Source organism: Mesobacillus jeotgali (assembly GCF_900166585.1).
In the GTDB taxonomy this organism is placed as follows: Bacteria; Bacillota; Bacilli; order Bacillales; family Cytobacillaceae; genus Mesobacillus; species Mesobacillus jeotgali_A.
Window position 1 is genome coordinate 2005311 of sequence record NZ_FVZC01000009.1, and the last position, 15242, is coordinate 2020552.

At 43.8% G+C, this 15242-nt stretch carries 11 protein-coding genes, 2 pseudogenes and 1 riboswitch; of the genes and pseudogenes, 3 read left to right on the forward strand and 10 right to left on the reverse strand.

Features of this window, described 5'->3' with window-relative positions; genetic code table 11:
- Positions 1 to 33: 33 nt before the first annotated feature.
- From splB to B5X77_RS20235, 7 genes and pseudogenes are all read right to left on the reverse strand, one after another.
- On the reverse strand, positions 34 to 1059 hold the full coding sequence (gene splB / locus B5X77_RS20210) for a spore photoproduct lyase (protein ID WP_079509713.1): 1026 nt from the start codon (positions 1057 to 1059) through the stop codon (positions 34 to 36).
- 100 nt (positions 1060 to 1159) lie between these two features.
- The gene (locus B5X77_RS20215; RefSeq protein ID WP_079509714.1) at positions 1160 to 2170 is read right to left on the reverse strand and encodes a DUF1646 family protein; all 1011 of its coding nucleotides are present in this window, start codon (positions 2168 to 2170) and stop codon (positions 1160 to 1162) included.
- Positions 2171 to 2338: 168 nt separating this feature from the next.
- A pseudogene (locus B5X77_RS20220) lies at positions 2339 to 4087 on the reverse strand (vitamin B12-dependent ribonucleotide reductase); the annotation flags it as partial.
- A gap of 267 nt (positions 4088 to 4354) precedes the next feature.
- Entirely contained in the window at positions 4355 to 4630 is a 276-nt protein-coding gene (locus B5X77_RS23085; protein WP_139378400.1) for an HNH endonuclease, read from the reverse strand.
- A gap of 375 nt (positions 4631 to 5005) precedes the next feature.
- Positions 5006 to 5137 carry a sigma factor-like helix-turn-helix DNA-binding protein gene (locus B5X77_RS23090; protein WP_139378401.1) on the reverse strand — a complete coding sequence of 44 codons (132 nt, stop codon included), beginning with the start codon at positions 5135 to 5137 and terminating at the stop codon, positions 5006 to 5008.
- A gap of 75 nt (positions 5138 to 5212) precedes the next feature.
- Positions 5213 to 6031, reverse strand: a pseudogene (locus B5X77_RS20230) (ribonucleotide reductase N-terminal alpha domain-containing protein); the annotation flags it as partial.
- 352 nt (positions 6032 to 6383) lie between these two features.
- The gene (locus B5X77_RS20235; protein ID WP_079509717.1) at positions 6384 to 7220 is read right to left on the reverse strand and encodes a lipoate--protein ligase family protein; all 837 of its coding nucleotides are present in this window, start codon (positions 7218 to 7220) and stop codon (positions 6384 to 6386) included.
- A 232-nt stretch (positions 7221 to 7452) separates the two neighbouring features.
- On the opposite strand from B5X77_RS20235, the gene B5X77_RS20240 reads away from it, so the two are divergent.
- Entirely contained in the window at positions 7453 to 7773 is a 321-nt protein-coding gene (locus B5X77_RS20240) for a rhodanese-like domain-containing protein (protein ID WP_176167424.1), read from the forward strand.
- A 396-nt stretch (positions 7774 to 8169) separates the two neighbouring features.
- Here B5X77_RS20240 and gcvPB read toward each other — a convergent pair whose 3' ends face one another.
- Genes gcvPB through gcvT form a run of 3 tightly spaced genes read right to left on the reverse strand, consistent with a single transcriptional unit; the run spans position 8170 to position 12101 of the window.
- The gene (gene gcvPB / locus B5X77_RS20245; RefSeq protein WP_079509719.1) at positions 8170 to 9633 is read right to left on the reverse strand and encodes an aminomethyl-transferring glycine dehydrogenase subunit GcvPB; all 1464 of its coding nucleotides are present in this window, start codon (positions 9631 to 9633) and stop codon (positions 8170 to 8172) included.
- Positions 9626 to 10972, reverse strand: a complete 1347-nt coding sequence (gene gcvPA / locus B5X77_RS20250; RefSeq protein WP_079509720.1) for an aminomethyl-transferring glycine dehydrogenase subunit GcvPA — start codon at positions 10970 to 10972, stop codon at positions 9626 to 9628. The genes gcvPB and gcvPA overlap by 8 nt, the downstream gene beginning before the upstream one ends.
- A gap of 22 nt (positions 10973 to 10994) precedes the next feature.
- Entirely contained in the window at positions 10995 to 12101 is a 1107-nt protein-coding gene (gcvT, locus tag B5X77_RS20255) for a glycine cleavage system aminomethyltransferase GcvT (protein ID WP_079509721.1), read from the reverse strand.
- A 208-nt stretch (positions 12102 to 12309) separates the two neighbouring features.
- Positions 12310 to 12398: riboswitch (glycine riboswitch) on the reverse strand.
- Positions 12399 to 12571: 173 nt separating this feature from the next.
- Between gcvT and B5X77_RS20260 the strand changes: the two genes are divergently transcribed.
- Complete coding sequence (locus tag B5X77_RS20260; RefSeq protein WP_079509722.1) at positions 12572 to 14260, forward strand: DEAD/DEAH box helicase; 1689 nt, start codon at positions 12572 to 12574, stop codon at positions 14258 to 14260.
- Positions 14238 to 15032: a YqhG family protein gene (locus B5X77_RS20265; RefSeq protein WP_079509723.1), complete on the forward strand. Its 795-nt coding sequence runs from the start codon at positions 14238 to 14240 to the stop codon at positions 15030 to 15032. Before B5X77_RS20260 ends, B5X77_RS20265 begins: the two co-directional genes overlap by 23 nt.
- Positions 15033 to 15242: the final 210 nt, after the last annotated feature.

The following is a 15242-nucleotide window of genomic DNA, read 5'->3' on the forward strand; positions in this document are numbered from 1 at the left end:
ACTTAGTGCCTTGTTAATAAAAGTACTGGCATCTCAAGTGAAGTATTGGATTTCCGCTTCTGGAAAAAACGAATGGATATAGCCCCTGATCGTTTCTTCAAGGTCCTTTGCTTCATCGGTTTGATAGACGTACTTGCCAATACCGTAACGTCCCCATTTGTACTTACGTTTTTCCTCATTCATTTCCAGCTTCGATTTAGGATAACGTTTTTGAATAACATTTTTGGCAGGCTTGGTGAATCTATGTTGAATCAGCTCAAAGCTAAGGCCTGTCAGATCAATTCCTTCAAGCGACTGGCTCAGCCTTTCGAACAATTCCTGGTAACCCTCTCTCCAGCCTTCATGGATGTAGATTGGCGCAACAATGAATCCAAGGGGGTATCCTGCCTTTGCCACCTTCCTTGCAGCCTCTAGCCTTTCATCAAAAGAAGAAGTTCCAGGTTCAAAGTTTTTTATCACATAGCGGGCGTTAACACTGAATCGGAATCTTGTTTTTCCATTGTGTTTTGCATCGAGCAAATGGTCTACATGATGGTATTTCGTTACGAAACGCAATTGGCCATACTCTGTTTTCCCGAAGAATTCAATCGTCTGCTTTAATGCGTGGGTTAAATGGTCTATACCCACGATATCGGATGTACAGGCAGCTTCAAACCTGGTGATTTCCGGTTTTCTCTCGTCCATGTATTTTTGTGCCTGTTCAAAAATTTCATCCAGGTTCACATAGGTGCGGATATACGGTTTACTGCCTAAGGTCGTCTGCAAATAACAATAATGGCAATGGCCCATGCAGCCTGTTGCAAGCGGAATGGCATATTCCGCTGAAGGCTTAGATGTGTCGAATTTCAACGTTTTTCTGATACCGACAACCAGCGTCGATTTGGCATTCCGATATTGCTGAAGTTCGTTGTCACCGGGGATGCCGCGAACCTGATTGTGCGAGGTCGTCTCCCTGATTTCTAACCCCATTTTCTCGAATTTTTCTTTTAATTCCCGGCCCAGCGGGTAATCCAATGCTCTGGGCTCGATGTAAACAAGCTGTGGTACAAAAGCTTTCATAATGAATTTCCTCATTTCATTCCATTAGTCATTATTGTTAGTATGAGCAGAAATGAAAAAAGAGGATGAAAAAAATATTTCCATCCTCCAGGTCAGCCAATTAGAAAATAAACAAGATAATATAATAAAGGAACATTGTGGCCAGACCGACTGGAATCCCGATTGCCGCCCATTCCTTGCTGGTTATATTTAGTTTTCCTGCAGCGATAATATTCGGGATATTCCCCGGGATCAGCATGCCTCCACTAATGATCAGGCCAAGCAAAACCGCCCGGATTGTTCCAGAGTCCATTGCAGGACTGATTTCTGCTGCAGCAAGGGTAGCATTATCCAGGATCGCGGATATCATGTTAATCCAATATAACAGTGCTGGGGAAAGACCTATAACATATGTTTTGATAAGCGGTTCAAAACCATGTCCAAGAAATGTAAGGCCCATAACGAAGAGATAGATTTTAAAAGACCGAACAGCAATCTCCTCGTACGACTCAGGACGGGATGCAGACTTCAAAGCGTTTTTTCCCCCGATGGGCCTTACAAGTATAATGGACATCACGCCAAAAATAAGTAATGCAGGAAGTACTTCTTTCCCGATCAATTCCAGTAAATAAAAGAAGTCCTTGTCCAGTCTGCTGATAGTGATCGTGGCTAATGGTTCACCAATCGGTGTTAAGGCAGCACCAAGGCCGATCGAGAAGCAGGCCAATACGGTAAAACGAACCTCTGATTTACGGTTGAGCGGAAGGACCTTTATAATCATAACCAGGATAATGGCAGCAATGATCGCGGTTATAATACTGGATGCCAGGCCAAGAAAAACAACCGTCAAACCGAAAAATATCCTGGGAGACAGTAATCTGCTTCCCCATAGGATCGATTTTTCCAGCTCCGCCTTAAACCACTTGGCAAGCAAACCAGCTGATAATACCGCAATCGTGATATTGATAGGGTCAGTCACCGCTTTTTCAATGAGCTGACGATCCATTACGCCACTAATAGTTGCTGCCGCAAGTCCCATTGTAAATAAAAAAATCTCCAAGTTGTGCTCAATCGTTTTAATGGAAAAAGGCAATAATAAAACCAACAGCAAAATTATAATTAATCCAATCATCGCTTCCCCTGTCCTTTTCTCTGCTTCTTTTACTATATAATAGGAGCAATCCAAGCATTTAGAACATAAAGGTGGAATTCTTTTAAACATAAGGACCGGAGATGATAACAGGATTTAGCTATAGAAATAGCCACGGCTTATGCCGTGGCTATTTCTATCAAGTCTATTTTATAAACCACACTTTAATTGTGCGTTACAGTTCGTACAAGTATTGCAACCGCCGATTTCCTTTACCTCACCTTTGCGGCAGACCGGGCAAGTGTTGCCGACTTCAGAGCCGATTGTCACGTTGGTTGAACGCAATTCATTGATCGTGTCTACAAGGACAACATGCTGCTTTTGTTTTTCTTTTTTATCGATTTCTTCTTCCATTGTGTTCTCTTCTGCTTTCAGCGTCAATACTTGTGAATCGCGGGATCCATCAACATAAACGGTACCACCCTTGGCTCCACCTTTATACAGACGCTCATAAACCTTCTCAACCTGTTCAACGCTGTAGCCTTTCGGAGCGTTGACCGTCTTGCTGATCGAGCTGTCAATCCAGCGCTGAATGACACATTGTACGTCAGCGTGGGCTTCAGGCGCAAGTTCCATTGCTGATACGAACCAGTTCGGCAGGTTCTCAGGATCAGCATCCGGATTGCGGTCCAGGTACTCCTGGACGATATCTGCCTTGACTTCGATGAACTTGCCAAGACGGCCGCTTCGGAAGTAGGAGAAGCTGAAGTAAGGTTCAAGGCCTGTTGAGACCCCAACCATCGTCCCAGTTGATCCCGTGGGAGCAACAGTCAGCAAGTGCGAGTTGCGAATTCCATTTTCAATGATCGACTCACGAATATCTTCAGGCATTTTCTTCATGAAACCAGTGTTTGTGAAAGCCTCGCGAAGTCTGTTTGTCTCTTCTTCAGTTCCACCCTCAAGGAATGGGAAGCTCCCTTTTTCCTTGCCCAATTCTACGGATGCTCTATAGGCAGAAGTAGCAATTGTTTCAAATACTTTATCAACAAGCTTGTTTCCTTCTTCTGAACCGTATTCTGTTTCACAGTAAATCAAAAGATCATGCAGTCCCATAACACCAAGACCGACACGGCGTTCGCCAAGAGCTTGTCTCTTATTATCTTCAAGGAAGTAAGGAGTCGCATCAATGACATTGTCCTGCATGCGGACACCCACTTCTACAGTACGCTTCAATTTTTCAAAGTTAACTGTTTTTGTTTCCTTGTCCGCCATTTCTGCAAGGTTAACAGCAGCAAGATTGCAGACAGAATTTGGTGCGAGAGGCTGTTCCCCACAAGGGTTAGTCGCTACAACCTTTTGTCCATATGCCTGTGCGTTTGTCATGTCGTTGGCATTGTCGATGAAGAAAATGCCTGGTTCTGCTGAATATGTCGCACAGATATTGATCAGGTTCCAAAGCTCTTTCGCTTTGATCTTTCTGTAGGTACGTACTTTATAGCCGAGCTTTTCCCACTCTCGTACGTCCCCAATTTTATGCCATTCTTCGTTATAAACTTTCATAGTTTCACTATCATAGCTTTCCACGTCCGGGAAGCGGAGTTCATATTCAGCTTCATTTTCGACTGCATCCATAAAGTCCTTTGTCAGAGTGACTGAGATATTTGCACCTGTAAGGAATTCTGAATTATGGACTGTATAATTTCCGCCTGTTGCAAGTTTTTCTTCTGCCGATCTTATGATATCTGCGCTGAAACCACCGTAGCCCGGGATGCTCTTATAGTTGACAATCCCCTGGTACATTGCTTCTTCCTGAAGTGTCAATGGAGTGAATTTCAATTTCTCTTTTGCCATTTTCTTGATTGACTCGTCGTTTGTGTTTTCAATCAGGAAACGAAGGATCCTTGGGTTTTGCATTTTTGAAATAATGAATTCTACAATGTCAGGATGCCACGTACATACCGTTCCTTTCGGAATATTTCGCTGCTTTGCAGCCGGACTAGACTATATCATCACCCTCAGCATAATCTGGTAGGGGTCGGGCGCTTGTGAGAGATTATTGTTGGGACTCACTCTCTAGTCGTTGAACCTTCGCCATTACCGTTTGCCCAATGACGCTTGGCTGCAGATTGTCCAATGCAAGCAATTTTTAGGCCTTCACGCTCACCGTTTCCAGTCACGTTGTGGCTTGCCTGCCTCTAAGGAGTTCCCTGCAATTCACCCGATTTTCTAGTCGTTCATTGTCTGAACGACGCGGACTAGTGCATCTATAAAGTTACTTTCTTTACCATAAGTTTTTTCATGACAGTTTTTACAGAGTGTGATTCCATTGTTTAAAAGAAATTGCTTTTCAGGGAAAAGCTTTTTAGGATAAATATGGTGAGCAGCAATATCTCTAGAATTAGAGTTACAACCAGGCATCTTACACCTAAAGTTATCACGAGTATATACTTTTTTACGCCATTCCTTATAGAGTGCAGAATCAGTTATATCAATTGTTTCCACTCTATTTTCTTTCAGGTAATTCTTATAACAAGTATAAGTACAAAACCTCTTACCTGAACGGGAATATCCTGAGCGTACCCTTTCAGTAGTTTGACCACACTGGAAGCATTCAAAGTATACTCGTTTCTTTATCCTAGTCGACTTTATTCTCTCAATGGAAACTGGAGTATGTTTTGTCCCTCTTCTTGGAGCACCTTTATCAATTTCATTATGGCCCCTCAACTCCCATCCAAAGAAAAGAATCCGATCTAAAATTGTTGAATAACTTACCCTTAGTTCATTAGCAAGTACAGTATATCCCTTTCTTTTAACAATGTATTCTTCATATAGCCAATCACGATTGTCGTATATCTCATTGCCCAGTTTAATTGGTTTTTATCTAATACCAAACCTTCTAAGCCTTGATTTGATTGTCGTAATTGGCAGCCCTGTTTCTTCAGCTATCTCTTTTAAGCTCATTTTGTCGTGAATATACTTTTGATAAAGAAATTCTCTGGTCAGATTCATGAAACGTCCTCCTTTTAACGAACGTTTGTTCTCACGTTAATCTTACCAGTTTTAACTTAGAATGTCATTTAGTTAATCCGCCAGCATTATCATTTGCGCACCGCGTCTTGACCCGCCCTGCTCTACTAAATGCGTAAGCTTGGCGATGTCATCAAGCCATGAGACCGAACCGGATGATTTTCCGTTTACGCCTTTGGCAAGTGTGTTACGCGGCCTTAAAGTCGAACCATTCGTTCCCACTCCGCCGCCGCGGCTCATGATTTCCATGACCTGCTTGCGGTGCTCGGAGATCCCTTCACGTGAATCTTTTACAAATGGCATTACATAACAGTTAAAGTAAGTAACGTCTGTTTCTGCGCCTGCTCCGTAAAGGACGCGGCCTGCAGGGATAAAGTTCATGGATACTAGTTCCTGATAGAACTTCTCAAACCATTCCTGGCGCTTTTCTTCCGTTTTTTCAACAGCCGCAAGTCCTGTAGCATTTCGTTTAGCGATTTGCTCGTAAAATACTTCGAGCGGCTTCTCGATGACATCCAGAGATTTAGTAATCACTCCTGTTGCAGCTTCTTCCGCGTCATCGAGCACTCCTCGGAATTCTTCATCAACGAGAACCCTCGCCGTTTTGTTCTCCCAATCAATATCTTGTATGAACCCAAGTCCTCGTGCAGGGAACTTTGGATCCTCCTTGATGGTGAGGACTACAAAATCCCCGTTTGATAGAGTAATTTTTTCAGTGTCTTTAAAAGTGTAGCGATCTAGCATCACTAGTCGGGAAACGCCTTTGTGTGTAAGCTTCATATCAGGTGTAATCGGATGAACCTGGGGGAACAACTTTATATCCTCGTTCAGGCTTTCAACATTAAGGCTCATTTTTTGTCCAATAGTAACAGACATTTCTACAACTCCTTCTCAGGTTTAAACTATTTCTTTAATGTCTTACTAGAAGTATGTAATTCTAGCTGCATTTTTGAATTACCCTTACGTTATCATATCGAAACCTCAAAAATCAATATATAGTATATTTAAAATTTTCGACAACACTATATATGGTGTTAAGGTCAAAGAAATACAAATTTGTCAAAAACGAAATCTATTAAAAAACAGAGGAAAAAAGAGAGATAGACAGAAATCCTCCAGTAAACGATAAAAAACAACAAATTTCGAGAGTTGCAATTTTTATGAGTCCAAAGACCCTTAGAAAATACTGGATAAAAGCAAAAAAAGCGGAAATCCGCTTTTTTTATTTTTATCTTTTAAAATTCCATTCATCAGATTCGTACTTGTTTTTGGCAAGGCTATTTACATATTCCATCTCTTCATCACTTAGACTGTAAGGTTCCAAAATAATTCCAAGTCCATCCTCGAAACCCTCCTTGAAGGCATCCTTCGCTTCCTCGAGACCGATTTTGCGGTTGCTGATCTCATTGATCGCAACGGCCTTTGTTTTAAAGGCTCTCTGCATTCTTTCTTTGACCCTGTCATTAGGGTACTTGAACAAACTGAAAAGCTTATCCTCATCCAAATCCAGCAAAATGGAACCATGCTGTAAAATAACCCCTTTTTGCCGAGTCTGGGCGCTTCCCGCAACTTTACGTCCCTCTACTACCAGCTCATACCAGCTTGGTGCATCGAAACAAACCGCAGAGCGTGGATTCTTCAGGGCGTCTTTTTCGGCAGCTGTTTTTGGCACAGCAAAATAAGCTTCCAGTCCAAGCTTCCGGAATCCCTGTAAAATCCCCTCTGATATAATACGGTATGCCTCTGTTACCGTTTTCGGCATTTCAGGATGCTCTTCTGTGACGATGACACTATATGTTAGTTCATGCTCATGAAGGACTCCCCTGCCTCCAGTCGGTCTGCGTACAAATCCAAGACCATGCTTTTTTACGGCATCCATATCGATTTCCCGTTCGATCCTTTGGAAATAGCCAACTGAAAGAGTTGGCGGATTCCATCCATAAAAGCGGACCACAGGAGGAAATTTGCCGGCACCATGCCAATCCAGCAATGCTTCATCAAGCGCCATATTGAATGATGGTGAATGATCACCTGAATCAATAAATCTCCATACCTCTTTTTCCATACGATTACCCCATTTAAAATTGTTCAAAGCTACGATTTTTTTAGTCTAACAAAATAACTATCAAAAGCAAAGCAGCTTGTTTGAAAGAAATTTGTTAAATTCCTTTGCTCTGAGACAGGAAGGCTTATATAATTATAAGTGGCTCAGCTAAGCTTGAAAGGAGAAAGATGTTTTGGATACACTTATTTTTTTAATCGTCCTAACAGTTGCGGTAATTCTTTACTCTGTGTTTATGTATTTCCGCCAGAAGAAAATCCTCAAGACTCTGTCAGAGGAAGAATTTAAAGCAGGCTATCGCAAAGCGCAGCTAATTGATGTCCGTGAACCGAATGAATACTCCGGCGGACATATCCTTGGCGCGAGAAATATCCCGCTAACCCAGCTGAAGGCGCGCCTGAAGGAAATCAGGCCGGACAAGCCAGTCTACCTTTACTGCCAGAGCGGCTCCAGAAGCGGCCGTGCTGCCCAGCTGCTATACAAAAAAGGCTATAAAGATCTGTATCACCTTGAAGGCGGCTTCAAAAAATGGGGCGGCAAAGTCAAAGCTAAATAAACCATTTTTCCATAAAAACTCCCCCTCAGCCGGATTGGCTGAGGGGTTAGCTTTGTATAGGCACATATATTGAAATGGAGGCATCCTCCCCTGATTTCTCATATGATTTTATCCGATCCGAAAACCGCTTCAGACAAAGTTCCAGATTTCCGCTTCTGGTTTTGTCGGAAGTAACCTTAGGTTCAGACAAATAAACAGTTTCCCTCTAAAGTTTTGCCTGAAGTCACACCGGGTTCAACACATACCGACTTTCCTCTTAAAGTTAAGTTAAGTTACACACCGGACTTTGACAAAATTCCAGCTTCCCCTTTTGCAATTGTCCCAAGTCCTCCCTATTCAGTACCAATAAATAAAAATAAAGTCCTGCCATAACTAACCGGCAGGACTTCTATCTTTCTATTCTGCTTTCTGGTAGCGCAGGATTGGCTTCCTTGCGGCTGTTGTTTCATCCAGACGGCCAATTACAGTGGAGTGTGGCGCTTCCTGGACGATTTCCGGATTCTCTTCTGCTTCCTTCGCAATCTGGATCATTGCGTCGATGAACGCATCGAGAGTTTCCTTGGATTCTGTTTCTGTTGGCTCAATCATGATAGCCTCTTCCACATTCAATGGGAAGTAGATTGTCGGCGGATGGTAGCCAAAGTCAAGCAGTCGTTTGGCGATATCCAATGTGCGGACGCCAAGCTTCTTCTGACGCTTTCCGCTTAGGACAAATTCATGCTTGCAATGCCTGTTGAATGGAAGATCATAGTATTCAGCAAGCCTTCTCATCATATAGTTGGCGTTAAGAACAGCATACTCGGTGACTGCCTTCAAACCGTCTGGTCCCATTGTGCGGATATACGTGTAGGCACGTACATTGATGCCAAAGTTGCCGTAGAAAGGTTTGACCCTTCCGATGGACTGCGGGCGGTCGTAATCGAACTTGTACACGCCATCCTGCTTCGTTACGATTGGCTTTGGCAGGAATGGAATCAAATCTGCTTTTACACCAACAGGACCTGATCCTGGACCGCCGCCCCCATGTGGACCTGTGAATGTCTTATGAAGGTTCAAGTGAACGACATCAAAGCCCATGTCGCCAGGACGTGCCTTGGACATTACAGCATTCAGGTTGGCTCCATCATAGTAAAGCTTTCCGCCTGCGCTGTGGACAATCTCGGCCATTTCAAGAATATTTTCTTCGAACAGACCAAGTGTATTTGGGTTTGTCAGCATTAGCGCAGCAGTGTCTTCTCCGACAACCTTCTTAAGGTCTTCCAGATCAACAAGACCGTTCTCATCAGATTTAACTGTGATTGTTTCGAAACCAGCAACTGTCGCTGATGCAGGGTTCGTTCCGTGAGCAGAATCAGGTACGATGACCTTAGTACGGTTATGGTCACCGTTCGCTTCGTGGTAGGCACGGATCATCATCAAGCCGGTCCATTCACCATGTGCACCTGCTGCTGGCTGAAGGGTAACTTCATCCATCCCAGTGATTTCAATCAGGTGTTCCTGCAAGTCATACATTAGTTCTAGGGCCCCCTGCACTGAACTCTCATCCTGCAATGGATGCAAGTGTGCGAAGCCGTTGAAACGTGCTACATTTTCATTCATTTTCGGATTGTATTTCATAGTACATGATCCAAGCGGATAGAACCCTGAATCAACACCGTGGTTGCGCTTGGATAATGCAGTGTAGTGGCGCATGATATCAAGCTCGGAAGCCTCAGGAAGTTCCGGCTCCTCTTCACGGAGGAATCCTTCAGGCAAAAGCTCTGATAAATCCGTTTCCGGTACATCCATTTCTGGAAGGCTGTAACCGACACGGCCTGGTGTGCTTAATTCAAAAATGAGTGGCTGATCTTCCTTATGCATTGATATCCCCCATTTCCTTTACAAACGTATCAATTTCTTCTTTTGTTCTTAACTCGGTGACCGCAACAAGCATATGGTTCTGAAGTTCAGAATAATCGCGGCCCAGGTCGTAGCCTCCGATGATACTCTTCTCGAGAAGCCTTTGGTTCACTTCTTTGACCGGTTTATTCAGCTTGACAACGAACTCATTGAAGGATGGACCCTCGTATGCAATTTCAAAGCCGTTCTCTTTAAAAGTCTTTTTCGCATAATGTGCTTTTTGGATATTGGCCACAGCCATTTCCCGAACGCCCTTTTTGCCAAGCGCTGTCATCGCAACAGAGGCAGCAAGTGCATTCAATGCCTGGTTCGAACAAATATTGGATGTCGCTTTATCACGTCGGATATGCTGTTCTCTCGCCTGGAGCGTCAAAACAAATCCGCGGCGTCCCTGGTCATCCTTCGTCTGGCCGACAAGTCTTCCCGGAACTTTTCTCATCAGTTTTCCGGAAACAGCGAAATATCCGCAATGCGGTCCGCCAAATGCTGTCGGAATTCCGAATGGCTGAGCGTCGCCGGTAACGATATCAGCGCCGAATTTGCCTGGAGGCGTCAATGCTCCCAATGCAAGCGGATTGCTGGATACGACGAACAATGATTTATTTTCATGTGCAATTTGCTCAATTTCTTTCAGCGACTCAATTCCCCCGAAGAAGTTTGGATACTGGACGATGACTGCTGCGAATTCTTCGCTTGCCATATCCTTCAGCGCATCAAGGTCTGTTACCCCGTCCCTGTGAGGAACTTCGATTACATCGATATATTGTCCCTTAGCATAGGATCTGACAACATCCTTGTACTCTGGGTGGACAGCGCTTGAAATCAGCACTTTCTTTCTTCTTGTGTGGCCTGCACTAAGCATTGCAGCTTCAGCAAGCGCTGTTCCTCCGTCATACATGGATGAGTTCGCAACTTCCATGCCTGTCAATTCACAAATCATCGTCTGGAATTCAAAGATTGCCTGAAGCTCACCTTGTGAGATTTCCGGCTGATATGGTGTGTATGCTGTATAAAATTCGGAACGGGACAGGACATGGTCGACGATTACCGGAATGTAATGGTCGTAAACACCTGCACCGATAAAAGAAGAATTCATTTTCAAGTCAGCATTCTTGGAAGCCATCAGTGCCAGTTCCTTCATAAGAGCTGTTTCCGGCTTGGCTTTCTTGATATTATATTCTCCGGCAAAACGGACTTTCTCAGGAATATCGCTGAACAGTTCATCGATCGATTTGACGCCGATGCTTTCCATCATTGCGTTTTTATCACTTTCCGTCAGCGGTAAATAGCGATGCTTCATAACTTTTTCCCCTCTCCGGCTTTTACTTTTTGTCTCTTTTATAAAAAGGTGTAGCTGAAACAGCGGCCTTTAATCGTTTTCCGCGGATTTCAACTTCCACTTCATTCCCAAGCTCAGTTTCCCTGGTGTCAAGGAGTGCAAGTCCGATGTTTTTCTTTAGCGTAGGAGATTGCGTGCCAGTTGTAACCTCACCAATCCTTCTATCCCCTTTGTAAACAGGATATCCATGGCGCGGAATGCCCCGGTCGATCATCTCGATGCCGACAAGCTTTCTGGACAGGCCACTTTCTTTTTGCTGCTTAAGTGCTTGTTTCCCAATAAAATCAGCTTCTTTGTTTAATTTAACTGCAAAGCCAATCCCTGCCTCAAGCGGGCTGATTTCTGAAGAAAGCTCCTGGCCGTACAATGCAAGGTTAGCTTCAAATCGCAGTGTATCCCTCGCACCAAGACCGCATGGGATGACTCCCTCCTCTTTGCCTGCCTCAAGAATTTCCCTCCAGAGGCTCACGGCGTCTTTGGCATCGCAGTATATTTCGAATCCATCTTCACCTGTATAACCTGTTCGGGAAACAAGGGCTTTCTTGCCATTCAGGTCGACTTCTTCACTGAACTTGAAAAATCCGATTGCACTGAGGTCGTGTCCGTTCGCCAGCATTTGGAGGACTTCTTCAGCCACTGGTCCCTGTATAGCAAGCTGTGCCATCCCTTCGGATAGATTTTCGATTTTTACATCACCTTTAAGATGGTTCTGCATCCACTCGAAATCCTTTTCGATATTGGATGCATTCACGACAAGGAGGTAATGCTCATCCTCGAGTTTATAAACCAGCAAATCATCAACAGTACCGCCAGTTTCATAGCACATTGCTGTGTACTGGGCACCGCCATTCTTAAGCTTCGAAATATCGTTTGTCATCATTTTCTGCAAATAATTCAGACTATCAGGGCCTTTAACCTCGATTTCACCCATATGGGAAACGTCGAATAAACCAGCTTTTGTTCTTACTGCTTCGTGTTCTTCCTTGATGCTTGAAAACTGGACTGGCAGCTCCCAGCCGCCAAAATCAACTGTTTTCCCACCATATTCCTTATACACTTCAAAAAGCGGTGTCCGTTTTAATTCCGTCATTATGTATCCCCCTTCGTCCTGGCCTAAGAAATTTCAGTTTGCCTTCAATCCTGTCCTATTAATAGCAGCGGTTTTCTGCTAGAGAAGCAAAAAAGGACAGAGCACCCCCTCAAATGCCGAGAAGGTCTCTGTCCTTTCACCTGAAAGTTTACCTGTAAAGGCTTTCCCCTTTGGTGGCTGCCATGAATGGAAGCGCTCTCCAGAGATGCGTCAAACAAGAGTTCTTTTGCCTGAGAGATTCACAAAGTTTGCTTGCTCCTTCGGCGCTACCAGAGTAGTCTCTCCCCTTGTTGTCATCCGCATTTATATTATTTTCAAAATTGGGCATGCTAGACGTTATTACGCATGCCTGCAAACTGATTATTCTTGACCATATAGTGACAAATTTCAAAACATTCAAAAGCTAACTTCATCCTACCATTAGAAAGCCGATTTCGGCAATATTTTTTATATTGATTGAGGTGGATTAAATGACAGTGCAAATTAACTATGATTCCTCCTGGCAGGACGAAATGGCTGATAGAATTGAGAACGATGGACCATGGGGGAATTGGGAACTTTACAAGCTTGCTGTTGAAATAGAAAAACATACCATAATCCCTGAATTCGAAGGTCTTCAGGCTCCGGTACACCTTCCGGAACTGACTCCGCTGCCCCATCAGCTGGAGGTGGCAAAACAGGTTGTAGAAAATATGAACGGAAAAGCGATCCTTGCTGATGAAGTAGGCCTTGGGAAAACAATCGAGGCAGGATTGATATTAAAGGAATACATGATCAGGGGGCTGGTAAAAAAGGTGCTGATACTTGTTCCTGCTTCTCTTGTCTCTCAATGGGCGATGGAACTGAACAGCAAGTTCCATATCCCCGCGATTGCCCAGAAAAAAAGCTATGTATGGGAGCAATGCGATGTCGTCGTTTCATCAATCGATACCGCCAAACGAGCCCCTCACAGGGATATCATCAACAACCTGAATTATGACCTTATCATTATCGACGAAGCTCATAAATTGAAAAATAACAAAACAAAAAACTATGAATTTGTCCAAAACCTGAAAAAGAGATTTTGCCTGCTGCTGACAGCAACTCCGATCCAAAACCGAATCGAGGAAATCTTCAACCTTGTATCACTGTTGAAACCCGGGCATCTAGGGAGCGAATCCGCTTTCTTCGATAAATATAAAAAGAAGGACAGATCTGTCAACGATGATGAACACCTGAAAGAACTTGTAAATAAAGTCATGATACGCAACAGGCGTTCAGATACCGGAATTGAGTGGACAAAGCGGCATGTTGAAACGATCCCGATCGAGTTTACTAATGAGGAGCGTGCTTTGTATGATTCGATCCAGTCCTTAAGGTCTTCTGCTGGCGGCTTGGCGTCAAGCCAGTTCTCGCTGATGACTCTCCAGCGTGAAGCCTGCAGCAGCAGGGAAGCTGTTTTTTATACATTAAGGAATATGCTTCAAAGGCAGGAAAACCCATCGGTTGAATTTCAAAATATCATAGCTCAGCTCATAAAACGAGTCGAGGCTGTAACTAAAAACTCGAAGGCTGAGAAAGCTCTTGAGTTAATCAAGGGAATCAATGAAAAAGTCATCATTTTCACGGAGTACCGGGCTACCCAGCTATACCTACAGTGGTTCTTGAAGCAAAACGGCATCACCTCAGTTCCGTTCCGCGGCGGGTTCAAGCGCGGCAAAAAGGACTGGATGAGGGAGCTTTTCCAGAAGAATGTTCAGGTGCTTATCGCAACAGAGGCTGGTGGTGAAGGAATCAACCTTCAGTTCTGCAGCCACATTATCAACTTTGACCTTCCATGGAACCCAATGAGACTGGAACAAAGAATCGGAAGGATTCATCGTCTCGGACAGGAAAAAGATGTGAAGATATACAACTTTGCAACAAAGGATACGGTAGAGGAGCATATTCTGAAGTTGCTTTACGAGAAAATCAACCTGTTCGAAAAAGTAATTGGAGAACTGGATGATATCCTGACAAAATTGGAGTTTGGCAATATCGAAGACCACTTGGTTGATATCTTCGGAAAATCCTCATCAGATGGAGAAATCCGAATCAAGATGGAAAATCTGACATCCATGATTCAGTTCGCCGAAGAAATGAAGGAGGAGAATCAGCGTGCAGCAACAGGAAATCCATAATTTTCTCGAAAGATACTTCACTGCAAATAATTGTGAACTGATCGAAAATGATAAAGGCCATATGACAGTCCAGCTAACTGTGGAGCTTGATAAGGAATTAATGAACCGTCCTTTTTATTGGCATTATCTTGAGAAAACGGGCGGAGTACCCAACCCAATGAAACTCACCTTCATCACGAATAAGCAGCTGACTCCAGACAACTTGAAAGGTGAGGTGATCCATTTCGGATCCCCCCGCCTTCATCAAATCTTTGAGTCGACAAAGAACCTTGCAGGATTCATCCGATTATATGAAAAAATTGAGTTTCAGGCACAGACAGCTTTAATCCCATGGATAGGTATTAACCTAAAAGTTTCGTATCAATGTGACAGAAAACGAGATGTTTTCCATTCAATTGGCCTGCAGCTGATCAATGGCAGGATGGTGGAAGATTTTCATGATCAATTATTGAAACTGCCTCTTAGTACAAAAATCCCTGACTATGCCTATACACTATCGCCATTAATCAGGCCGAAAAGCGGGGTAAACAGAATACAATCCTATTTGACAACTAGAATTGAGCAAGAGGACCATGCCTGGGCAGAGGATGCACGTAAACGATGGCAGAAGGATCTGGACCTGCTGCATCATTTCTACGAGGATGAAGAAGAGAAGTCTGAAAGCTTTGAAACAGAAAAATCCGCATTACAGGAACAATATGAGCCGAAAATTAAGATCACAATCATAAATGGCGGATTATTTTATTTAACAGACAATGCCCGCCTTGATTAAACTGCATACATGCAGAACAGCGCCTTGGTCAGCCCCGAAATAGAAAAGTATAGCCGACTGCCCGGAAACGCAGAAACTGGAGATTCCGACAAAGAAGCACTTTTTGCTTCTGCCGGCGGAGTTGAAGTTTCGGAGTTTCTAGGAGGCGAAACTAGACAAGTGTCTTGAGGAGTTAGGAGCCGCAGCTAGACAAGCGTCTCGAGGGGCTAG

Coding starts and splice junctions, on each gene's coding strand:
- B5X77_RS20235 (WP_079509717.1), bottom strand. CDS start 7,220: ATGGAAAAAGAGGTATGGAGATTTATTGATTCAGGTGATCATTCACCA.
- gcvPB (WP_079509719.1), bottom strand. CDS start 9,633: ATGCATAAGGAAGATCAGCCACTCATTTTTGAATTAAGCACACCAGGC.
- gcvT (WP_079509721.1), bottom strand. CDS start 12,101: ATGACGGAATTAAAACGGACACCGCTTTTTGAAGTGTATAAGGAATAT.
- splB (WP_079509713.1), bottom strand. CDS start 1,059: ATGAAAGCTTTTGTACCACAGCTTGTTTACATCGAGCCCAGAGCATTG.
- B5X77_RS20260 (WP_079509722.1), top strand. CDS start 12,572: ATGACAGTGCAAATTAACTATGATTCCTCCTGGCAGGACGAAATGGCT.
- B5X77_RS20240 (WP_176167424.1), top strand. CDS start 7,453: ATGTATTTCCGCCAGAAGAAAATCCTCAAGACTCTGTCAGAGGAAGAA.
- B5X77_RS20215 (WP_079509714.1), bottom strand. CDS start 2,170: ATGATTGGATTAATTATAATTTTGCTGTTGGTTTTATTATTGCCTTTT.
- gcvPA (WP_079509720.1), bottom strand. CDS start 10,972: ATGAAGCATCGCTATTTACCGCTGACGGAAAGTGATAAAAACGCAATG.
- B5X77_RS23090 (WP_139378401.1), bottom strand. CDS start 5,137: ATGAATCTGACCAGAGAATTTCTTTATCAAAAGTATATTCACGACAAA.